The 21,976-nt window shown below is 65.4% G+C and carries 15 protein-coding genes; 7 read left to right on the top strand and 8 right to left on the bottom strand.

Annotation, left to right across the window (positions count from 1 at the left end; all coding sequences use genetic code 11):
- From glmS to V5A38_RS06925, 7 genes are all read right to left on the bottom strand, one after another.
- Positions 1-1,442 (bottom strand): glutamine--fructose-6-phosphate transaminase (isomerizing) (glmS, locus tag V5A38_RS06895; protein ID WP_332325016.1); only part of this gene is annotated, 1,442 nt, incomplete at its 3' end.
- Between the two features lie 2 nt (positions 1,443-1,444).
- Positions 1,445-2,602 (bottom strand): sugar phosphate nucleotidyltransferase, encoded by a 1,158-nt coding sequence (locus tag V5A38_RS06900; protein WP_332325017.1) that lies wholly within the window; start codon positions 2,600-2,602, stop codon positions 1,445-1,447.
- A 24-nt stretch (positions 2,603-2,626) separates the two neighbouring features.
- Positions 2,627-3,823: a bifunctional sugar-1-phosphate nucleotidylyltransferase/acetyltransferase gene (gene glmU / locus V5A38_RS06905; RefSeq protein WP_332325018.1), complete on the bottom strand. Its 1,197-nt coding sequence runs from the start codon at positions 3,821-3,823 to the stop codon at positions 2,627-2,629.
- Position 3,824: 1 nt separating this feature from the next.
- Positions 3,825-4,781: an NAD-dependent epimerase/dehydratase family protein gene (locus tag V5A38_RS06910; RefSeq protein WP_332325019.1), complete on the bottom strand. Its 957-nt coding sequence runs from the start codon at positions 4,779-4,781 to the stop codon at positions 3,825-3,827.
- Positions 4,774-5,670, bottom strand: coding sequence for an NAD-dependent epimerase/dehydratase family protein (locus V5A38_RS06915; protein WP_332325037.1), 897 nt, complete (start codon positions 5,668-5,670; stop codon positions 4,774-4,776). The genes V5A38_RS06910 and V5A38_RS06915 overlap by 8 nt, the downstream gene beginning before the upstream one ends.
- Positions 5,666-6,808: an NAD-dependent epimerase/dehydratase family protein gene (locus V5A38_RS06920; RefSeq protein ID WP_332325020.1), complete on the bottom strand. Its 1,143-nt coding sequence runs from the start codon at positions 6,806-6,808 to the stop codon at positions 5,666-5,668. Before V5A38_RS06920 ends, V5A38_RS06915 begins: the two co-directional genes overlap by 5 nt.
- A gap of 39 nt (positions 6,809-6,847) precedes the next feature.
- Positions 6,848-7,687: a helix-turn-helix domain-containing protein gene (locus V5A38_RS06925; RefSeq protein WP_332325021.1), complete on the bottom strand. Its 840-nt coding sequence runs from the start codon at positions 7,685-7,687 to the stop codon at positions 6,848-6,850.
- An 82-nt stretch (positions 7,688-7,769) separates the two neighbouring features.
- Between V5A38_RS06925 and V5A38_RS06930 the strand changes: the two genes are divergently transcribed.
- The 5 genes from V5A38_RS06930 (at position 7,770) to thrS (ending at position 16,186) form a co-directional block, all read left to right on the top strand.
- Entirely contained in the window at positions 7,770-7,895 is a 126-nt protein-coding gene (locus V5A38_RS06930) for a hypothetical protein (RefSeq protein ID WP_332325022.1), read from the top strand.
- 142 nt (positions 7,896-8,037) lie between these two features.
- Complete coding sequence (locus V5A38_RS06935) at positions 8,038-11,277, top strand: oligosaccharyl transferase, archaeosortase A system-associated (RefSeq protein WP_332325023.1); 3,240 nt, start codon at positions 8,038-8,040, stop codon at positions 11,275-11,277.
- On the top strand, positions 11,277-12,218 hold the full coding sequence (locus tag V5A38_RS06940; protein WP_332325024.1) for a DUF368 domain-containing protein: 942 nt from the start codon (positions 11,277-11,279) through the stop codon (positions 12,216-12,218). Before V5A38_RS06935 ends, V5A38_RS06940 begins: the two co-directional genes overlap by 1 nt.
- A gap of 102 nt (positions 12,219-12,320) precedes the next feature.
- The gene (locus tag V5A38_RS06945; protein ID WP_332325025.1) at positions 12,321-14,156 is read left to right on the top strand and encodes an ABC transporter substrate-binding protein; all 1,836 of its coding nucleotides are present in this window, start codon (positions 12,321-12,323) and stop codon (positions 14,154-14,156) included.
- A 104-nt stretch (positions 14,157-14,260) separates the two neighbouring features.
- Positions 14,261-16,186: a threonine--tRNA ligase gene (gene thrS, locus V5A38_RS06950; RefSeq protein ID WP_332325026.1), complete on the top strand. Its 1,926-nt coding sequence runs from the start codon at positions 14,261-14,263 to the stop codon at positions 16,184-16,186.
- A 27-nt stretch (positions 16,187-16,213) separates the two neighbouring features.
- Here thrS and V5A38_RS06955 read toward each other — a convergent pair whose 3' ends face one another.
- Positions 16,214-17,056: a hypothetical protein gene (locus V5A38_RS06955; protein WP_332325027.1), complete on the bottom strand. Its 843-nt coding sequence runs from the start codon at positions 17,054-17,056 to the stop codon at positions 16,214-16,216.
- A 141-nt stretch (positions 17,057-17,197) separates the two neighbouring features.
- Between V5A38_RS06955 and V5A38_RS06960 the strand changes: the two genes are divergently transcribed.
- Positions 17,198-20,167, top strand: coding sequence for an FAD-linked oxidase C-terminal domain-containing protein (locus tag V5A38_RS06960; RefSeq protein ID WP_332325028.1), 2,970 nt, complete (start codon positions 17,198-17,200; stop codon positions 20,165-20,167).
- Between the two features lie 551 nt (positions 20,168-20,718).
- On the top strand, positions 20,719-21,918 hold the full coding sequence (locus V5A38_RS06965; RefSeq protein ID WP_332325029.1) for an alanine--glyoxylate aminotransferase family protein: 1,200 nt from the start codon (positions 20,719-20,721) through the stop codon (positions 21,916-21,918).
- Positions 21,919-21,976 lie beyond the last annotated feature (58 nt).

Below are 21,976 nucleotides of genomic sequence, written 5' to 3' on the forward strand. Positions count from 1 at the left end.
CCCTCGAGCGCCACCGGCGCACCCAGCCGCCGACCGATGAAGAAGAACGCCTCGCCGTCGGCGTACTCCTCCGCAGCCACACGAACCTCGTCCTCGGCGTCGAGCGCCTGCTGAACTGCACCAGGCAGACTCCGCACGTCACCGAGCAGTTCCCGCGCCGTCGACGACGAGAGCGCTCCGCGCTGCCGGCCCACGTGCACGGCGAGCAGGCTCATCGTCGCCACCTGCGAGCAGAACGTCTTGGTCGCGGCAACACCGATCTCCGGCCCCGCGCGGATGAACACGCTGTCTTCGGCCTCCCGAGTCACGGTGCTCCCGAGCGTGTTCGTTACCGCGAGCGTCCGTGCACCCGCCCGCTTGGCCTTCCGGATTGCCGACAGCGTGTCGGCCGTCTCCCCGCTCTGCGTGACCGCGACGACGAGCGTTCGCCAGGGGTCGCGGCCGCCGCCGAACTCGTACTCCGAAGCGATCTCCACGGAGGTCCGCACGTCGGCGTACTCCTCGAACAGCTCCGATGCGTACAGCCCGGCGTGGTAGGAGGTGCCCGCGGCGACGAACTGGATCTCCTCGAGGGAGTTCAGATACTCCGCCGGGAGGTCGACCTCCAGATCAGCCTCGCCTTTGATCTCGTCGACGCGACCGGAGATCGCCTGCCGGAGCGCCTGGGGCTGCTCGTGGATCTCCTTGAGCATGTAGTGGTCGTAGCCACCCTTCTCGGCGGCTTCGGCTTTCCATTCGATCTCTTCGATCTCACGATCGACGACCTCGCTATCGACATACGTCGTCGCCCCATCGTCGGTGACGTGGACGACGTCGCCGTCCTCCACGTAGCTCACACGGCGAGTGTGTTCGAGGAAGGCGGTCACGTCGCTCGCCAGGAAGGTGCCATGCTCGGCAGGACCGACGACGAGCGGGCTGTCCTGTCGCGTTGCGACGATGCCGTCGTGTCCGGCAGCGACGACGCCGAGTGCGTAACTACCCGAGAGCTGGTCGACCGCCTTCTCGACGGCATCGACCAGATCGCCACCGTCTTCCAGAGCCTCCTCGACGAGATGCGGAACGACCTCCGTGTCAGTCTCGCTCGTGAACGTATGGCCCCGCTCTCGGAGCTCCGTCTTCAGCTCGTCGTAGTTCTCGATGATCCCGTTGTGAACCACAGCGATTTTGCCCGACTCGTCAGTATGTGGGTGGGCGTTTGCGTCAGTCGGCTCCCCGTGGGTCGACCAGCGCGTGTGTCCGATACCACCGGTCGACTCAGCAGTGCCAGGAAGCAGCTCCTGGAGGGCGGAGACCTCGCCCGCCCGCTTGTACACGTCGAGCCCGCCCTCCCGCTGGAGTGCGATACCTGCGGAGTCGTAGCCACGGTACTCCAGGTTCTGCAGCCCCGTCGTCAGAATCGGGAGCGCCTGTTCGTCGCCGAAATAACCGATTATTCCACACATAGTTATCCCCTCCGAACGACCGCACTGTTCTCGATGCGTCCGTCGACGACGACGCCGGAACTGACCGCCGAGTCGTTGCCGAGCACCGTTCCCGGTTCGAGGACGGCCGCGCCACCGACGACCGCGTTGTCGCCGACGACGCCGCCGAGTCGAACGTCACCGTAGAACTCGCCATCGACGACGACATCCGAGTCACCTCCCTCGACAGTCGTGTTCGGACCGATAGACGCGTTTTCACCGACGATGCAGTCCCGAACCACGGCACCGTCTCCGACCGAGGCGTCCGGAAGCACGACCGCGTTCGAGACGACCGCGTTCGAGCCGATTTCGACGTTATCCCCAAGAGCGGTCCCGGGAAGAACCGTCGCACCCGGTCGAATTCGCACGTCTCCGCCTCTCGAAACCGGTCCGACGACGGTCGCTCGGTCGTGAACGCTCCCGGATGACCCACTGGTCGCACCGGACCGGTCGAGCACGCGAGCGTTGACCGAGAGGAGGTCCCAAAGATGGGAGACGTCGAGCCAGAGCCCATCGAAGGGAACCGCTCGAAGCGGTCCGTCGGCCGCTTGAATCGTCGTCGTAATCGCCAGTTCGCCTTCTGATTCTGCCGCCCGGAGTTTGTCGAACACCGATTCGTCGAGACCGTAGACGCCGGCGTTGATGAACTCGGTTTCGACGGTGTGTGCTGGAGGCTTCTCCTCGATGGATCTGACCCGGCGTTCGTCGAGGTCGACGACACCGTAGTTCGCCGGGTTCTCCACCCGAGTAACGGCCATCACCGGCCCGCCGTTCTCGCGTCGCTCCTCGACGACTGCGGAGATAGCACTGGGTTCGACGATACGGTCGCCGTTGAGCGCGAGGAACTCGCCCTCGACGAACGGTTCGGCCTGCAACACTGCGTGCCCGGTACCCAGCTGTTTCTCCTGATTCGCGTACTCGATATCCACGCCCCAGTCGTCACCGTCGCCGAAGTGGCTCTGTATCCGCTCGCGCTTGTAGCCGACGACGAAGACGAACTCGTCGATACCGGCCTCGTGAGCGGCTTCGAGTACGTGCTCGAGCAGCGGGCGGTTCGCGATCGGCAGCATCGGTTTGGGGCGGGTGCGGGTCAACGGCCGGAGCCGGGTCCCCTCCCCCGCCGCGAGGATGATCGCCTTCATGGTTGGGTCTCTGTGTGCATGTTGTTAGTACTCCGTATCAATATCTCGCGTCACCGTCTCACCAGGCCCAGTCCGTGCGTCAGCTCCAAGCTTCACGCCAGCGTTGAGACTGGTGTTGATGCCAGTCTTCGCGCCGTCGCCCACGACGACGCCGAACTTCCGTCGACCGGTGTCTGTCATCTCTCCTTTTACGCGGAGTCTGACTGTCCCGTCATCGTGACGGAGGTTGGCGACGACTGTTCCTGCCCCGAAATTGACCTCGCGCCCGAGTACCGAATCGCCGACATAGGAGAGGTGGCCGGCAGTCGCCCCGGTCATCAGGACGGAGTTTTTCACTTCGACGCCGTGTCCGATCGTCGCGCCGTCTCCGATGACCGTTTTCGCGCGGACGTACGCGTTCGGCCCGATAGTTGCGTCTGACCGAATTAGGGCGGGCCCCTCGACGACGACACCAGCGTCGACCGTTGCACCCTCCTCGACGACGACGGGTCCGCGGAGCTCTGCAGCCGGGTCGACATCGCCCTCGATTCGCCGGTCGATTCCGTCGAGGAACCATTCGTTTGCGGCGAGCAGTTCCCACGGCCGGCCAACGCCGAGCCAGAAGCTCACGTCGACGGCACGAACCTCCCGTTCAGCGACGACCCTCGCAAGCACGTCGGTAATCTCGCGTTCGCCCCGCTCGCTCTCCGACACGTCGAGCCACTCCTGGGCTTTCGCTGGGAAGGCGTACGCCCCGACGTTCACCCGATTCGAGGGTGGGTCCTCAGGCTTCTCGACGACGGTTTTGACCGTCCCATTAGTTACGTCGAAAACGCCGTACGGGCGCGGATCTTCTACTTCATGCGCGCCGACGGCTGGCGCAGCGTCGTAGAGCTCAGCCAACGAGTCAGCATCGTAGATGTCGTCGCCGTTGAGGACGACGAAGGGAGCGTCGTCGAGAGCCTCCCGAGCCGCTCGCACTGCGTCGGCTGTGCCACGCTGTCGTTCCTGAACCGCGTACTCGACCGGGACGCCGGCGTACTCGTCCCCGAAGTACGCTCGGAGCTGGTCGCCCTCGTAGCCAACGACCAAGACGAGCGTCGATGCACCCGCTTTCACCGCTGCGTCAGCAGTGTGGGCCACGAGCGGTCGGTCGCCAATAGGGAGCATCGGCTTGGGCCGAGTCGCCGTTAGCGGGCGCATTCGCGTCCCTTCGCCGGCTGCGAGAATGACCGTCTGCATGCTACTCCGCCTCCGAGAGCATCGCCCGAACCGTCTCCTCGACCGTGTGCTCTGCTTCGAACCCGATGGTTTCGGCCGCACGCGAAGTATCGACCGAGAAATCCGAGCCAGCAGCCTCCTCTCCACGCGGGTTCTCGACGAGCTCGACCGGCGGCGCGTAGCCCCGTTCCTCCTCACAGACGCCCTGGACGAGGTTCGCGAGGTCGAGAACGCTCATGTCCTCACCGCTCGCGAGCGGGATGGTGGTTGCACCGGGCTCTGCGTCGTCGAGCAACGTCTCGATCGACCGCTCGTAGGCCCGGGCCACGTCTTTGACGTGGATGAAGTCCCGGGCCTGCGTTCCCGGCTCGTGGACGCTCAGGGTCTTGTCCTCGAGCGCGCGCTCGACGAAGATGTTGATGACCGTCCGCTTGCCGACCCGTTCGCCACCGGCCTCGTGGTGTCCGTAAAGATTCGACTTCATGTACACGTGCGCGGGATACGCATCGCGGGCGAGATCCTGGATGTCGGCCTCGCTCATCTTCTTCGTGAGTCCGTACATGTTGACCGGGTCACGCGGGTGTGTTGCGGAGATCGGGAACTCGACCGGCTCCCCGACGATAGCCATCGAGCAGGGGAAAACGAGGGGAACGTCGTGCTGTCGGCAGAACCACGCAACTGTCTCGGTTCCCCGGACGTTCACGTCGAACGCGCGGTCAGGGTTCTCGTCGCAGGCCTGTACGCCGCTCTCCGCGGCGAGATGTAGAAGGATGTCCACGTCGGTGAACTGGCTTTCGAGCAGCTCTTCGTCCCGGATGTCGCCGTCGATGATCTCCTGGCCGTCGACCGATTCAACTTTGGCTGCGGAGAAATCGTCGACCGCGACGATATCGTGGCCAGCGTCTCGGAGGTTGTGCATCACGCGCGAGCCGATGTAGCCGGCCGCGCCGGTCAGACCGATTGTTAGGGTTTCAGTCATGGGGAAACTGTTGAGCGAGGTCGCTGATACCGTCTTCGAGAGCGTGGGTCGGTTCGAACTCTTCGTCTCGCATCCGGTCGAAGGAGACGTGGTAGGATGGGCCGGGGTCGCGCTCCTCCAGGTAGGTGATGTCGACGGCCTGGCCGACCACATCGGCGACGGCATCGGCAACCTCCTGGATTCGGAAGTTTCCGACGCCGACGTTGTACGTTCCGGGCCCCCAGTCGAGGGCGGCCACGAACGCTCTGGCGGAGTCCCGGACGTGAAGGAATGGTCGCCAGTTGCTACCGTTACCGTACACTGTCAGGGGCTCGCCCGTGAGCGCGCGGAACACGAAGCTATTGACGACGAGATTGAATCGAACACCGGGGCTGTAGCCGAAGTTCGTCGCCATCCGGAGCGAGACGGCGTCGAGGGAGCTCTCTTCGACGACTCTCTCGGCAGTGAGCTTCGACTCCGCGTAGGGGTTCCCCGGTGCAGTTTCTGAAGTTTCAGTTAGTTCATCCTCGTACGTCTCGCCGTAGACGTTACACGAACTCGCGAGGACAATGCGGTCGACGCCGGCCTCCACGGCAGCATCGACAACAGTCAGTGTTCCACCTGCGTTCACCGACCGGACCCGTTCCTCGATTTCGTGTGACGTCGCCGCGCCGGTCACCCCGGCGAGATGGATGACCGCGTCGACGCCGTCGACGGCTCGGGCGACGACCGCTTCCTCCCGAACGTCACCGCGGACGAACTCGTACGCCGAGGGGTCCATCCCCATGAGGTTCCGTGGGGAGGAGAGGCTGAACTCGTCCAGCAGGCGCACCTCGTGGCCGGCTTCGTCGAGCAGTGGGACGAGGGCGCTGCCGATGTAGCCCGCGCCGCCGGTAACGAGGAGCTTAATCGGTCAGCACCCCTGGCAGGAACCGGTCCTCGTGGGCGGTGATGCGGCCCTCGTGTTCGACGAGGGTTTCTAGCACGTCGCGAACGCCCTCCTCGAGGCTCTGCTGCTGGCCGCCGACGAGATCGAGGAACCGCTCGTTCTCCATTTCCATCTTGTGTTCCTCCTTCTCCTCGCGGGGGTTCTCGAAATGCTCGACGTCGGCGTCGAGGTCGAACTCCTCACCGACCGCCGCGATGGTCTCGGCCAGTTCGACGATAGCGACAGGTCGAGTGACCTGATTGTACACGTCGATACCGCCACCGTCGTGGCCCCGTTCGACGAGGTTGACGAGGCTCTCGACGGTATCCTCCAGGCTCACCATCGGCTTACGCTGCTCGCCTTTCCCGTAGACCGTGATCGGGTAACCGGCGACGGCCTGGGCACAGAACCGGTTGACCACTGTTCCAAAGTAGTAGTCGAAGTCGAACCGGGTCGGCTGGGACACGCTGCTTGTCTCTGCGGTCTTGCTGCCGTAGACGATCGCGGTCCGGACGTCGCTGATGTTCAGGTCGAACTCGGACTCCGCGAGCCGCATGTTGGCGGCGTCGAAAGATTTCGTCTGATGGTACCAGGAGCCGCCCATCGCGGGGAACGGCACTTCGTCGCGCTCGCCCGCGTTCTCCATCTCCGCGCCGCCTTCCGGGATAGGGAACTCCGGTGCGCCGTACACGCCGGTGGTGGTCGTCTCGATGAAATGGCTCTCGTGGAGCCCTGCTTCGTGGAGCCCGTGGAGCAGGTTGAGCGTCATCGAGATGTTGTTCTGCTGTGTGTACAGCGCGCGCTCGCCGTTGATCGCCGAGTACGGGGCGGATGGCTGGGCCGCCGCGTGGACCACGGTGTCGGGCTCGTACATTTCGAGCAGCTGCAGGACGAAATCCCGGTCGGTCAGGTCGCCGTCGACGAAGCTGACGCCGTCGATGTCCGCGAAGCGTTCCTCCGCCTTCGCGATCGGTGTCGCCGAAACGCTCCCAGACTCCTCGACCCACTCGCGGCGGGCGAGGTTGTCAACCCCAACGATGCGTTCGTCCAGCTGGTCAGCCAGTCGCAGGGTCGTCGGCCAACCGATATACCCGTCGGCTCCGGTAAGCAGTACCGTCATAGTTACTCGATTGTCGAGTAACCCTCCTAAACGTTTCGGCTACCGAACGTCCGTGCTCTCGTGCTTCCAGACGAGGTCGAAGTAGCGGGCGAATCCTGTAACGAACGCCGCGTTCTCCGTAACTGCGGCTTGTCTGAGATGGTTTGGCACCTCCTCCTGTTCGACGAGGAGCGTGGCCTCCCCCGAGTCGTACTGCATACTCGGATCGATGAGAGTGCCACGCCACGGCATCCGTTTCTCACTGAATCGGAGCGCAATCTCGGGGTAGGAGGTACGAAGCCGTTCGACGATATCGGTCTGCTGCCGCCGGTTCTCGGTGCCGAGGTGGTGCGGAGCGAGTAGGAGCGCTGAGACGTCGACGCCTCGGTCGAGGGCATCTTCGAGCGCCGGCTCGATTTCGGGAAGATAGCCGAAACTCTTCGTGAGTACTTTGACTTCGGCTTCCGCGTGGTCGTAGAGCGACCGCGTGACCCGTTCGCTTGGATCGCCGACGTCGACGACGTAGAACAGCTCCTCCGTCGGTCGAATCTCTTCACTCGCCTGTTGATAAATCGGCTCGTACTCCGCGAGGAACTCGGTGCGTGCGTCCTCGATCTGTCGCCGATAGGTTTCGAACTCCTGTCGACGTTGTTCGAGTGCACGGTCGATGAGCTCTTCGGGATGTCGGGCCTGATACCGCTTTGGACGACCGGGGATTACCTTGATGTAGCCTTGGTCGGCAAGCGAGTCGAGGACGCCGTAGATGCGCGCTTTCGGGATACCCGTCGCCGCCGCGAGATCAGGTGCTGATGACTGGCCGAGCGTCAGGAGTTTCTTCAGCGCCGTCTCCTCGTACTCGGTCAGCTCCAGCACGGAGAACAGTTCGACATCGTCGGTCATAGCACTCCTATCGGGGTCGTCCCTGAATAGCGTGTGCATCACCGGAAGAGATATACGAAACCCCACTATAGTTACTCACAGAATGAGTAACTATTTCGAGGCCGATGACGAACACCTACAGGACGTTCCGGACGGCGCGGGCTGTACCGAGATCTGGGAGCACCTTTCCACGAAGCGGGATGATGACGGAGAAGATACAGACCACTAATACGCAGCAGGGGAGCGCCATCCCGCAACAGATCGAGTATCCGCTTGGTTCGACACTTTCGGGGCCGCCACCGGCTGTGAGGGAGTAACCGTTCAGTACGCAATACACAAACCTTTTCTCCCTTTTGCCAGTCTTTCCGCCAATGAGTTCGCGCACCGAAAGCGACGACTTCGGCCAGTCGCTCCTCGACATCGCGGAGGACTGGTTCCACGTCCCCGCCCTCCTCCTGGCGATTGTCGTGATGTTCTGGGTTCGAATGCAGAACTACTCCCGTTTCATTCGGGACGGCCAAGTGTTCTTCTCGGGCAACGACGCCTGGTACCATCTTCGTGAGACGAACTACGTGGTCAGAAACTTCCCGTTCACCATGCCGTTCGACCCGTGGACGGGGTTCCCAACGGGAACGTTCGTGGGCCAGTTCGGGACTCTTTACGACCAACTCATCGCCCTCGCAGCCCTTCTCATCGGTCTCGGAAGCCCGAACGATGCCCTCATCGCCAAAACCCTCCTCGTTGCGCCGGCCGTCTTCGGCGCCCTCACCGTCGTCCCAGTTTACCTTATCGGGAAGCGGTTCAGTAACCGCGTGGGCGGGTTGTTCGGCGTACTCATTATCGCTCTCCTCCCAGGAACGTTCCTCCAGCGGACACTCGTCGGGGCGGCCGACCACAACGCTGCCGAACCCCTATTCATGGGTCTCGCGGTGTTCGGCCTGCTTGCAGCGTTCGCTGCTGCCACGCGCTCGATGCCCGTCTGGGAGGTCGTCCAGGAGGAACTCATCGAGAACCGGAAACCCGATACACTGACGCAGCCGCTTGCGTGGGCGGTGCTGGCCGGCGTCCTGACCGGTCTCTTCTTCTGGGTCTGGCCGCCTGCCGTGTTCCTGATTGGGGTTGTTGGTCTGTTCGCCGCAGTCAACATCACGAGTGACGTCGTCAACAACGATACCCCGGAGCCGATCGCGTTCGCTGTCGCTGTCTCGATGGGCACCGCCGCGGTGATGAGTTTATTAATGATCGATATGTTCAGTTTCTCGACGACCGATCATTCACTCATACAGCCAGTCACAACCCTGGCAGTGGCGGGCGCCGCCGTCTTCCTCTGCTGGCTCGCACGATACTGGGAGCGCGAGGAACTCTCGACGTCGCTCTATCCCGCTGCCGTACTCGGTTTGGCTGTCGTCGGCGTGCTGTTCGTTTCAGTCGCCCTCGAGAGCCTCTACAGCCAGGTCGCCCGGAACCTCCTCCGCATCGTCGGCTTCTCCGCCGGCGCCGCCACCCGAACCATCGGCGAGGCCCAGCCGTTCCTCGGCGGTCGACTAGTCAATCAGGTCGGCGCAGCAGGCCGCATCACCCTGGAGTACGGCCTCACCTTCTTCAGCGCCCTGCTGGCGATCGTCATCCTCCACGGGCGCCCGCTCGTGCGCAAAGGAACACAGCGAGCCTACTACTACCTCGGCGGCAGCCTGCTCGTGGTCGCGCTCATCTTCGCAACCCCCGTCCTCGACGCTGTCGGCGGCGTCATCGGCGTCGACCCGCAGGTGCTCGGCTTGCTCATCGTCGCGGGGCTCATCGCCGGTGCAACCCTCATCGCGGAGTACGACCCCGAGGAGCTGTTCCTCGTCGTCTGGGCCGGGTTCATGACCTCGATGGCGTTCACTCAGGTCCGGTTCAACTACTACCTCGCCGTCGTCGTCGCCGTCGCGAACGCGTTCCTCTTCGTCCGCGTGCTCGACTGGGTCGACCTCACGGGCAGTATCCGGAACATCACCGAGGACATCCAGGGCTATCAGGTACTCGCGGTCGCCGCAGCGCTCCTGCTCATCGTCGCCCCGGTGCTCGCGGTCCCGATCACCCTCGGTGGCTCAGCCAGCGCCCAAGGTGGCGGTGTCCAGACCTCGACCGCAAAACAGGCCGGCAACAGCACGGCGCCAGGTGCCATCCTCGGCTGGGAAGGCACGTTCGACTGGATCCAGGACAACACACCCGAAGAGGGGACCCTCGGCGGCGCCGAGAACGCCGACCGGATGGAGTACTACGGCACCTACGAGCGGACTGACGACTTCGAGTACCCGGACGGCGCATACGGCGTGATGTCCTGGTGGGACTACGGCCACTGGATCACGACCCAGAGCCAGCGCATCCCGAACGCCAACCCGTTCCAGCAGGGCGCGACCAACGCCGCGAACTTCCTGCTGGCACCCTCCGAGAGTCAGGCAAACGATGTCCTCAGCGAGAATGCGGGCGAGAACGAGGAGACCCGCTACGTGATGGTGGACTGGCAGATGGCCTCCACCCGCTCGAAGTTCGGGGCACCGACGGTGTTCTACGACGCCCGGGAGAACGTCTCCTCGCAGGATTTCTACCAGAACGTCTGGATTCCGCGCGGTCAGGGAGCCGTCCCCGCCGCACAGATCTACAGCCAACGCTACTACGACAGCATGATGGTGCGACTCTACCGCTACCACGGCTCCGCACAGGACGCAGCACCGCTCGTGACAGACTGGGAGACCCGCACCTACGAGACCGCAGCTGGTGAGGACATCAGCCTGAAACTTCCGCCACAGGACAACACGTCGATGGTGAAACGGTTCGACAATATGTCCGCCGCGCGTGCGTACGTCGAGGAGGACGGCTCCGCTCGCATCGGCGGCGTCGGGCCGTTCCCCAGCGAGGACGTGCCCGCGCTCGAACACTACCGGCTGGTGAAAGCAAGCGAGACACAGAGCAGACAGGTGTTCGCCAACGAGCAGCGACAGGCCCAGCTGGCCGGGAACCCGCTCTATCAGCTCCTGTTCAGCCGCACCACCCCGTCGTGGGTGAAGACGTTCGAGAAGGTCCCCGGCGCGACGGTCGAGGGGTCGAACGCGCCGCCGAACACGCGAGTGACCGCAACGGTGGAGATGAACATGCCCGGCCCCAACAGCACGTTCAGCTACCAGCAGCACGCGATGAGTAACGAGGACGGCGAGTTCGAGATGGTACTGCCGTACTCGACGATCGGCTACGACAACTTCGGGCCGGAGAACGGGTATACCAACGTGAGCGTCCGTGCGAACACGAGCTACACCATCACCACGCCGCCGACGATAAACGAGAGCGGCTACAGGTCGAACTACGGGCAGCAGTTCGACGTGAGCGAGGCGAAAGTGCTTGGCGTCAACGAGAGCGCGAAGCAGGTGACCCTGGAGAAACGGACGGTCCCGCCCGAGGGCACCACGAACACGACGAACAACACGAGCAGTCTCGCCGCGCCCCAGCAGAGCCTCGATCCGACGAGCGAGACCGAGGAGATCGACACGCTCAGCTCGTCGGTGACGGTGGACGGGTCAACGAACGTTCCCGTTCGCGACGCTGAGGGCGTGGTCGTCCCGGCGCTCGACTGATGGAGGACGGGCATTCGGCGCTTGGGGTCTACCTCCGCGGCATCTTCATGGGTGCCGCCGACGCAGTGCCGGGTGTCTCCGGCGGCACGATTGCACTGCTGACAGGAATCTACCAGCGGCTCATCGCCGCCATCACCGCCGTCGATCCCGACCGGCTGCTGGCCGTACTCGCGGCACCGCTTCCCGGCCGGCGTGGGGCGGCCGTCGAAGCGGTCGACGAGATGGACGGCCTCTTTCTCGCGGCGCTCGGTGCGGGCATCCTGACGGCGGTTATCACCGTCTCCCGGCTGCTCGAAGCCGCGATGCACAGCTACCCCGTGGCGACGTTCGGTGGCTTCTTCGGGTTCATCGCCGCCTCCGCCTGGCTGCTGCGGCGCGAGATGGTCCTTGACACGCGGGCTAGACAGCTCGCCGCCGTCTCGGGGTTCCTGCTCGCGTTCCTGCTGTCGGGACGGGCTGAGGGCGCGCTCGGCCACGGCCCAGTTGTCGTCTTTCTCGCGGGCAGCGTCGCAGTGAGCGCGATGATCCTCCCCGGCATCTCCGGCTCGCTCATCCTGCTGCTGCTCGGCCAGTACGAGTACATGATCACGCGGCTGAAGCGGTTCGTCGACGGCCTCGTCTCGCTTGTGAGCGGGGACGCCGGCGCCGGCATCCCCGAGGAGTCGCTGACGATCGTCCTGTTCGTCGCGGGCGGCGGCTTCGGCCTGGTCACCATCTCCCACGCAGTGAAGTTGGCGCTCGCGCGCCGCCAGTCGGCGACGATGACGTTTCTCGTTGCGCTGGTCGTCGGCGCGCTGCGCGCACCCGTCGTGCAGGCCGGCCGAGCGCTTCCCGACGGCTGGAGTCAGGGTGCCCTCGTGACGTTCGCGATTACCGCCGTCATCGGCGGCGCATTCGTCATCGGTATCGAGCGGGCCGCAAGTGTCGACGTCGTGGCCTGAAGCGGGTCGTCGCCTGCGGACTGCGGGCCTGCCGGACCCGTCCCGCTCTCCCTGGAGTACGCCCTTCAGGACCAGCAGCGGTCAAAACCACTATATCGGTCGATGTCTGAGTACGGGGGGATGAGACAGGACGCCTGCCCGAGTACGTATCGGCGGGCCCTGCTCGCCGGTCTCGGAACCGGCACGCTCGCGCTCAGCAGCGGCTGTCTGAGTCGAGTACGGCGCCTCGCCGGCTGGCGCTCCCCGGCGCAGGTCGAGCTGCAGATCAAAACCCTCCCCGCGGACGCCGATCCGTACGCGTTACAGCTCGCACGAACGGTCGCGACGTGGTTCGGGGAGGCGGGCATCGACGCCACCGTCGTTCCGATGGCCGAAGAGGAGCTGCTCCGACAGACGCTGTTACAGAACGAGTTCGACCTGTTCGTGATGCGGCTTCCCGGCCGGTTCCGCGAGCCGGACGCGCTCACCACACTGCTTCACTCACAGTACGCCGACGCCCCCGGCTGGCAGAACCCCCTCGGCTACGCGAATCTCGACGTCGACGAACTGCTCGAAACCCAGCGGCGGTCGAGCGGCCGCGACCGCCGGGAGGCGCTCGAAGAGCTCCAGCTGACGATTGCCCGGACCCAGCCGTTCACCATGCTGCCGGTCCCCGACGAGATCAGGGCGGCACGGACGACAGCGTACACGAACTGGCGCTCGGCGATTCTCGGGTCGCCGCTGGGCTACCTGATGCTGGACCGGCATGAGGACGCCGTCGACGCACGCGACCGGGCGACGCTCAACCTCGCACTGACAGACCAGCGGGCCACGACGAACCTGAACCCGCTCTCGGTCGAGTTCCGCCGCAGCGGCATCCTGACCGGGCTGTTGTACGACCCGCTGGGCTACACCGTCGACGGCGACCTGCTGCCGTGGCTCGCCCAGCTGTGGACGTTCACCGAGACGTCCCCGCCGGTCGCGCGACTCGAACTCCGGGAGGGGATGCTGTGGCACGATGACGAACCGCTCACGGCCCAGGACGTGGCGTTCACCTACGAACTGCTCGCGGACACCACGCTCGGCAGCGACGCTGACGCCGACGGCTCCGACCCGCCCGTTCCCTCGCCCCGGTTCCGCGGGCGGACCACGCTCGTCGAAACTGCCCGTGCCGTTGACGAGACGACGGTCGAGATCGAGTTCGTCGACGCGGACCCGAGCGTCGCCGCCCGCGCGTTCACCGTCCCTATCCTCCCTGAACACATCTGGAGGCAGCGGACCGATAGCGCCTCGATCGGCGGCATCGACTTCGGGCTGGTGACGGACGCACTCGTGACGAACAACATCCCCCCTGTCGGGAGCGGGCCGCTACAGTTCGTTCGGAACACGCCGCGAGAAGCCGTCGTCTTCGAGCGGTTCGATAGTCACTTCCTGAACCAGGGGAACGGACCGAAGAAGCGGGGGCTCCCCGAGATAGTCGGCCGGGTGCCCTTCGAGCGGCTGGCGGCCCGTGTGGTCGGCTCGGATGTCACAGCCGTCGAGATGGTCGCCAGTCAGGAAGCCGACGTGACTGCAGCCCCGGTCGGCGCGGACACGGTCCCCCGAATCGGCCGCAATACCGAACTCGAACTGCTCGTCACCCGGTCGGAGATGCCGTACATCCTCGGCTACAACACCCGTCGCCCGCATCTGAACAACCCGCGCGTCCGGAACACGCTCGCCAGGCTGGTCGACCAGGCGCATCTCACCGCGAGCGTTCTCCAGGAGTACGGCCGTCCGGCCGCCGGGCCGCTATGGGATACACGCTGGTACCCGGACCGCCTCGAATGGGACGACGGTCACCCCGTGACCCCGTTCCTCGGGGACGACGGCGACCTGGACGTCGAACGCGCCAGGGAGGCGTTCCGCGAAACCGGCTACCGCTACAACGATGGGCGACTCATCGGTGGCAACAGGTGAGCCGGCGGCGGTGGTTCCGCGCGCCTGAACCCGTTTAAGAAGGTTGCGGCAGTTCGGTATCGCGTCTCAACAAAGCTTAATCCCTGCCGCTGATGGGTGGGAGTATGAGCGAAATCACGGTCGTGCTGCCGGACGGGTCGGAGCTCTCGCTACCGGCGGATGCCACGGTCGAAGACGCCGCCTACGAGATCGGGCCGGGGCTCGGCGAGGACACCGTCGCGGGCGTCGTCGACGGCGAACTCGTCGCGAAGGAGGCGCCCGTCCACGACGGCGCCCACCTCGAAATCGTCACCGACCAGTCCGACGAGTATCTCGACGTGCTGCGCCACTCCGCGGCGCACGTGTTCGCACAGGCGCTCAACCGACGCGATCCGGAGGCGAAACTGGCCATCGGCCCGCCGACGGCGGAAGGGTTCTACTACGACGTAGCGAACGTCGACCTCGACGAGGACGACGTCGAAGCTATCGAAGCGGAGATGGACGACATCATCGAGGCCGACTACGATATCGAGCGCGAGGAACGCCCGCGCGAGGAAGCGCTCGAGGAGTTCGAGGATAACCGCTTCAAACGAGAGATCCTCAACGAGGAGGCCGCCGGCCGGGAGACCGTCTCCTTCTACGTCCAGGACGACTGGGAGGACCTCTGTGAGGGCCCCCACGTGGAGTCGACGGGCGAAATCGGCGCCGTGTCCCTGCTGAACGTCTCCTCCTCCTACTGGCGCGGCGACGAGGACAACGAGACGCTCACGCGGGTCCACGGGACGGCCTTCGAGTCCGAGAAAGACCTGGAGGAGTTCCTCCAGATGCGCGAGGAGGCCAAGGAGCGCGACCACCGGAAGATCGGCCAGGAGATGAACCTGTTCTCGGTGCCCGACGTGACGGGGCCGGGGCTGCCGCTCTACCACCCGCCGGGGAAGACGGTGCTTCAGGAACTGGAGAACTACGTCAACGAACTCAACCGCGACGCCGGCTACGATCAGGTCGAGACGCCCCACCTGTTCCGGACGGAGCTCTGGAAGCAGTCTGGTCACTACGACAACTACCGCGACGACATGTTCCTCCTCGAAGTGAACGACGAGGAGTACGGGCTGAAGCCGATGAACTGCCCGGGCCACGCGACCATCTTCGACCAGTCATCCTGGTCCTACCGGGATCTCCCGATGCGCTACTTCGAGAACGGGAAGGTGTACCGCAAGGAGCAACGCGGCGAGCTCTCGGGGCTCTCCCGGACCTGGGCGTTCACCATCGACGACGGCCACCTGTTCGTCAAACCCGAGGATATCGAGCGGGAGGTCCGCGCCATCATGGACCTCATCTTCGAACTCATCGGCCACTTCGATCTCGACGCGACGGTCGCGCTGGCGACCCGTCCCGAGAAATCCGTCGGCAGCGACGAGATCTGGGAGAGCGCCGAAGAGCAGCTCCGGGAGGTGCTCGAATCGGACGGCTACGACTACGACATCGAACCCGGCGACGGCGCGTTCTACGGCCCGAAGATCGACTTCGCGTTCACCGACGCGCTCGGGCGGTCCTGGGACGGCCCGACGGTCCAGCTCGATTTCAACATGCCAGAGCGGTTCGACCTGACCTACACGGGCGAGGACAACGAGGACCACCGGCCTGTCATCATCCACCGTGCGCTCTATGGCTCCTACGAGCGGATGTTCATGGTGCTCATCGAGCATTTCGACGGCCAGTTCCCACTCTGGCTCGCCCCCGAGCAGGTGCGCATCCTCCCCGTCTCGGACGACTCGCTGGGTTACGCCCACCGCGTGAAGAACGAACTCGGCGAGTTCCGCGTCGAGGTCGAGGACCGCGATTGGACGGTCGGCCGGAAGATCAGGCAGGGCCACGACGACCGAGTGCCGTACATGCTCATCGTCGGCAGCGACGAGGAGGAGACGGGAACGGTATCCGTGCGTGACCGCTTCGAACGCGAGGCGGACAGCGTCGGGACGGTGGCGTTCCGCGAGCATCTGGAGACCGAACGCGACGAGAAAACCGTCGAGCCGGATTTCCTCGAGGACTGAGCAGGGCGCGGCCGCTTTCCGTCTTTCTCAGGCGGACGTGCGGTAGCGCGGCCGCTCGCTTCGTTCGAACACTGCCAGATACGGCTCCCCGCTCGGGTCGTCCGGACAGGCATCAGTTCGCTGGACGAGGAACCGCTCGCCTTCGACGCCCTCAGCGCGGAGCTGGACGATTGCGGGATACCGCTTCTCGCTGAGGCCGAACACGTGCTGGCCGTACTGGCGCTCGATACGAAGATGGGCGTCGACTGGTCGCGGCTCCCCGTCGCTCGGTGTCGGTTGGTAGGCGCTCCAGTTACCTGCCGTACAGACGTCGTACTGCGGAACGTCGACGCGCTCGGGGAACGGGCCAGGATTGCTGACGGCGACCGAGCCGATCTGGGCGGCTGGCTCCATCCCACCCGAGAACTCGACTTCTGCCTCGGTCTGCAGTTCGTAGGCGAGCCCGCCCGTCACGACGTCAACAGTGAGGATAAGCGCCGCGAGCACCACGAGCGCCCCGAACGCCCGTGTGGCCCCGCGGCCGGAGACGAACCGGCTCCGGTCGCCGAGGCGCATCCGGAGCCCGAACAGCACCATGGCCATCCCCAACAGCACGAGCACCTGGAGCGTCGTGCCGACGTTGAACCGGTTCGAAAGGTCCAGCACGAGCACGAACGCCGAGATGACGATGACCCCGTAGCCGAGCAGGGTTAGCTGGTCGTCGTTCGAGGACTGGGTGAGTGCGAAGACGCCGCCGAGGAACGCGACGACCAGCACGAGTTTCGACACTGGCGAGTAGGGGAACTGGTGGTCGAGAATGAACAGCGCGACGGCGACGGTGCTGAGCGTGGCCGCAGCCGCGTTGAACAGTGTCTCCGAATCGAACTCCATTCTACCAGATTCATCACAGCCACGGGGGATATACGTCATGTTGGCACAAACAACGGTTTTAGCGTTCACGGGGGAGCCCCTCCCTGCAGATCACGTCACCAGTGACCACAGCCTTATCTCCGTCGCGCCGCAGTCCCCGCCATGGCTATCGACCCGGCTGGGCTCGGGGACGCCTCGCTCCCGACTCACGGGACCGAGGGCGTCGCTGACCAGGAACACGCCGCGCTCGCGGCCGACCTCGCCGCCGCAGTCGCCGGCGACGTCCGGTTCGACGAGTACGCACAGGTGCTCTACGCAACAGACGGCAGTATCTACGGCGCGCGCCCCGCGGGCGTCGTCATCCCGGAGGACGAGGGTGACGTAGTCGCCGCCGTGGAGATCGCCGCGGACCACGACGCACCCGTTCTTCCCCGCGGCGCCGGCTCCTCGCTCGCCGGCCAGACTGTCGGTCCCGGGTGTGTCGTGCTCGACTGCTCGAAGCATCTGAACGACATCCGCGAGATCGATACCGAGACACAGCGGGCGGTCGTCCAGCCCGGTGTCGTCCAGGACGACCTCGACGCCGCCCTCGTCCAACACGGGCTGAAGTTCGCGCCGGACCCGGCCTCTTCTAACCGCGCAACCCTGGGCGGCGGTATCGGAAACAACTCGACCGGCGCCCACTCGGTGCGCTACGGTATCACCGTCGACTACGTCGAGTCCGTCCGGGCGGTGCTCGCTGACGGCACTGTCGCGACGTTCGAGGAGATCGTCGTCGGCAGCCCGGAATGGGACGAGATGCTGGCCGAGGGGGGCCATGTCGCCGACCTTCACCGGGCGGTACGCGACATCGTCGAGGAGAACGAGGCCGAAATCGCGGCCCGGTACCCCGACCTCCAGCGGAACGTCTCCGGCTACAGCCTCGACGCCGTGGCTGACGAGACCGAGCAGGGTGACAGAACGCTCAATCTCGCGAAACTGCTCGTCGGCGCCGAGGGAACGCTGGGCGTCGTCGTCGCGGCGGAGGTGTCGCTGGTGACGGTGCCCGAGGAGACGGCGCTCGCGCTCTACTGCTACGAGGACCTGGGCGACGCGATGCGGGCGGTGCCGACGGCGCTGGAGCACGACGCCAGCGCGGTCGAGCTGATGGACGACGAGGTGTTCCGGCTGGCCCGTGGCTCGCCGGAGTACGCCGAGTACGCGGAGCCGATTCCGGAATCGGCTGGTGCAGCGCTGATGCTGGAGTTCGACTCGGAGCTCCACGACAATCTGGTGGCGGCCGTCGACGCCGCCGACTCGACGTTCCGTCGAGCGGGGAACGCGTTCGACACCCTCCACGCCTTCGACGACGACAGCCAGCGGAACCTCTGGAAGCTCCGGAAAGCGGCGATTCCGCTGCTGATGTCGATGGAGGGCGACGCCAAACCCTACCCGTTCATCGAGGACGCGACCGTGCCGCCCGAGGAGTTGGCGGCCTACGTCGAGCAGTTCGAGGCGGTGCTGGCGGCCCACGACACCTCGGCGGCGTACTTCGCCCACGCCGGCGCCGGGACGCTCCACATCCGCCCCGTGCTCTCGCTGAAGGAAACCGAGGGCATCGAGACGATGCGCTCCATCGCGTCGGACGTAACCGACCTCGTCGCCGAGCGGGGTGGCTCCTTCTCGGGCGAGCACGGTGACGGGCTCGCGCGCACGCAGTTCAACCCGAAGATGTACGGCCCGCAGCTCTGGGACGCGTTCAAGCACCTCAAAACCGCGTTCGACCCCGAGTGGCGGATGAACCCGGGAGCGGTGGTGTTCCGCGACGACGAGCCGACGGAGATGACCGAGCACCTGCGCTACGGCGCGGACTACGCCAGCCTGGAGCCGACGACGGCGCTCGATTTCGAGGACGAGGGCGGCTTCTCGCATCTGGTTGAGCTCTGTAACGGCTGTGGGACCTGCCGGACCACCCAGTCGGACGTGATGTGCCCGACCTACCGGGCGAGCGGCGAGGAGCTGGCGACGACCCGTGGGCGGGCGAACCTGCTCCGGGCGGCCATCAGCGGCGACCTGCCCGAGGATGAGCTCTACGCCGATCGGTTCCACGAGGCGGTGCTCGACCTCTGTGTCGGCTGCAAGGGCTGTCAGTCTGACTGCCCGACCGGGGTGGACATGGCGAAGCTGAAAGCCGAACTCAAACACCAGCGCCACGAGCGCGAGGGCGCGAGCCTGCGCGACCGCCTGTTCGCGGACATCGACCGACTGGCGGCGTGGGGCAGCAGGCTCGCGCCCGTGTCGAACTGGCTCACGTCGATTCCGGGGTCGGGCGCCGTCGCCGAGCGTCTGCTCTCGATTACCGCCGAGCGGCCGGTTCCCTCCTTCGCGAGCGAGTCCTTCGATTCCTGGTTCACAAAGCGTGAGGCGACGGTGGATGCTGCGGACGCCGCCGAGCGCGTAGCGTTTCTTCCCGACACTCATACGAACTACATCTACCCCGAGGTGGGGAAGGCCGCGGTAATGGTGCTGGAGGCCGCCGACTGCCACGTCGTCGTTCCGGACGAGACGGGGCCAGCAGGCCGGGCAGCGGTCTCAGGCGGCTTTCTTGACCTCGCGACCGAGCGGGCGCGGGTGAACGTCGACGCGCTGGCGCCGATGGTCGACGATGGATGGTCGGTGGTGACTGCCGAGCCTTCCGATGCGGCTGTGGTGCAGGACGAGTATACGGATTTGGTGGACGGTGACGGGGTTGAGGCGGTGGCTGGCGCGACCTACGGACTCTGTGAGTTCCTCGACGTGCACCGGCCGGATGCGCTCGACGCGGATGCCGGCGGCGAGCGGGTGGCGTATCACGGCCACTGCAACCAGAAGGCGCTCAATCGGGATCATCATGCTGGAGCGGTGCTCTCGCGTGCGGGATACGACGTGGAGACGCTCGACTCGACCTGTTGTGGAATGGCCGGGAGCTTCGGCTACGAGGCTGAGCAGTACGACCTCTCGATGGCGATCGGGGAGCGACTGTTCGAGCAGGTTCGGGAGACGGGTGCGGAGCCGGTTGCGCCGGGTGCGTCCTGTCGGACGCAGTTATCGGATTGGGAAGAGCAGAACGGGCGAGTTGCGCATCCAGTTGAGAAGCTGGCTGAATCGCTCTGAGTTCGGGGAGTGGGTTCGGGCGTGCGTGAGTGCTGACTCGTGGCGATTCGACTCGACAACAGCGTCTCGAAGCTTGACCAATTGGACCGCACCGCCTCCCGCGCCGCGGCCACAAGCCTCCCCACCCGACTCGCTCGGGTTTAACCCTCGCTCGTCCCTCACGCTTGTTCGCACCCAGAGGTGCTCACGTTTCGCGCCGCCGCCGGGGGTGGTTGGCAGCGCGCGCTCGGCGCTGTGTCGAGTCTCGTGCCCGGCACCCTGCGGTCCACGTGTCCCTGGGAACTCCGCGATGATGTTCGCTGTGCTGTCTGCGGTCCCAACTGTCCAAGCACTCTCCGCGGTAGGGTTCGCGGTGGCGGTCGTCTTCATTGAGCCGAAAGCGCTCGTCGTCGCTGAAACGGAGACAGTCGTGCTCGCTAAGTGGAAAGCCCATGTTCGAAAGACACAGACAGCAACCACTCCGAAATCCCATCACCAACAATCCGACACAGCCAAACCCATTCACAGCCGGTTCCCACGGCTTTTTGCGAACCCGCCTACAACGGATGGTCATGTCTGACGGAGCCGAGCCACCAAACGTCGACGAACTCACACCACCGAACCGCACGCTGATGGGCCCCGGGCCGAGCGACGTCGACCCGCGCGTCCTACGCGCGATGTCCACCCCGCTGGTCGGCCACCTCGACCCCTCCTTCATCGACGTGATGAACGACGTCCAGGAGCTGCTGCGCTACACCTTCCGCACCGACAACAAGTGGACCATCCCCGTCTCGGGCACCGGCTCGGCGGCGATGGAGGCCGCCATCGGGAACCTCGTCGAACCGGGCGACACGATGCTCGTCCCGACGAACGGCTACTTCGGCGGCCGGATGGCGGATATGGCCCAGCGCGCCGGCGGCGACATCGTCGAAGTCCACGCCCCCTGGGGCGAGCCGCTCGACCCCACCGACGTGGCGGCCGCGTTCGACGAGCACGATATCGACGTGTTCGGGTTCATCCACGCCGAGACCTCGACCGGCGTCGTTCAACCCGCAGTGCCGGAGCTAACGAGCATCGCCCACGAGAGCGACGCGCTGGTCATCGCCGACACGGTCACCTCCATCGGCGGCGTCGAACTCCGCGTCGACGAATGGGACATCGACGTCGCCTACGCCGGCCCGCAGAAATGTCTCTCCTGCCCGCCGGGCGCCTCGCCGCTCACGCTCAACGACGCCGCGATGGAGAAGGTGCTCAACCGGGCCGAAGACGCCCGCTCGTGGTATCTCGATCTCTCGCTGCTGGAGGGCTACTGGGGCGAGGAGCGTGCCTACCACCACACCGCACCCATCACCAACGTTTACGCGCTGCGGGAGGCGCTTCGCCTCGTCGCCGAGGAAGGAATCGAGGAGCGCTGGGCGCGCCACCGCCGTGTCGCCGGTGCGCTGAAAGCCGGCTTCCAGGCGATGGGACTGGAGATGAACGCATCCGACGAGTACTGGCTGCCGAGCCTCAACGCCGTGCGCGTGCCGGATGGCGTCGACGATGGCGCCGTTATCGACTACCTGCTCGAGGCGTACGACCTGGAAATCGCCTCGGGCCTGGGCGACCTGGAGGGTGAGATCTGGCGTATCGGCTGCATGGGCCACTCCGCGAACCCGAAGAACGTCGCCTACGTGCTCTCGGCGCTGGGTGACGCGCTGGACCGACAGGGCGCCGATATCGACTCCGAAGCCGCCATCCCGGCGATGCACGACGCGCTCGGCGACGACTGAGGCCGGAGCGAGTTCGACGAATCGACACGGGAATCCATTGTGAGGAATCTCCGAGGCG

Origin of the sequence: Halolamina sp. (assembly GCF_036626355.1) — an archaeon.
Lineage (GTDB): Archaea > Halobacteriota > Halobacteria > Halobacteriales > Haloferacaceae > Halolamina.

Bases quoted from the DNA above. Each gene is read 5' to 3' on its own strand.
- V5A38_RS06900 (WP_332325017.1), bottom strand. From the start codon at position 2,602: ATGAAGGCGATCATCCTCGCGGCGGGGGAGGGGACCCGGCTCCGGCCG.
- glmU (WP_332325018.1), bottom strand. From the start codon at position 3,823: ATGCAGACGGTCATTCTCGCAGCCGGCGAAGGGACGCGAATGCGCCCG.
- V5A38_RS06910 (WP_332325019.1), bottom strand. From the start codon at position 4,781: ATGACTGAAACCCTAACAATCGGTCTGACCGGCGCGGCCGGCTACATC.
- V5A38_RS06920 (WP_332325020.1), bottom strand. From the start codon at position 6,808: ATGACGGTACTGCTTACCGGAGCCGACGGGTATATCGGTTGGCCGACG.
- V5A38_RS06925 (WP_332325021.1), bottom strand. From the start codon at position 7,687: ATGACCGACGATGTCGAACTGTTCTCCGTGCTGGAGCTGACCGAGTAC.
- V5A38_RS06930 (WP_332325022.1), top strand. From the start codon at position 7,770: ATGAGTAACTATTTCGAGGCCGATGACGAACACCTACAGGACGTTCCG.
- V5A38_RS06935 (WP_332325023.1), top strand. From the start codon at position 8,038: ATGAGTTCGCGCACCGAAAGCGACGACTTCGGCCAGTCGCTCCTCGAC.
- V5A38_RS06940 (WP_332325024.1), top strand. From the start codon at position 11,277: ATGGAGGACGGGCATTCGGCGCTTGGGGTCTACCTCCGCGGCATCTTC.
- V5A38_RS06945 (WP_332325025.1), top strand. From the start codon at position 12,321: ATGTCTGAGTACGGGGGGATGAGACAGGACGCCTGCCCGAGTACGTAT.
- thrS (WP_332325026.1), top strand. From the start codon at position 14,261: ATGAGCGAAATCACGGTCGTGCTGCCGGACGGGTCGGAGCTCTCGCTA.
- V5A38_RS06955 (WP_332325027.1), bottom strand. From the start codon at position 17,056: ATGGAGTTCGATTCGGAGACACTGTTCAACGCGGCTGCGGCCACGCTC.
- V5A38_RS06960 (WP_332325028.1), top strand. From the start codon at position 17,198: ATGGCTATCGACCCGGCTGGGCTCGGGGACGCCTCGCTCCCGACTCAC.
- V5A38_RS06965 (WP_332325029.1), top strand. From the start codon at position 20,719: ATGTCTGACGGAGCCGAGCCACCAAACGTCGACGAACTCACACCACCG.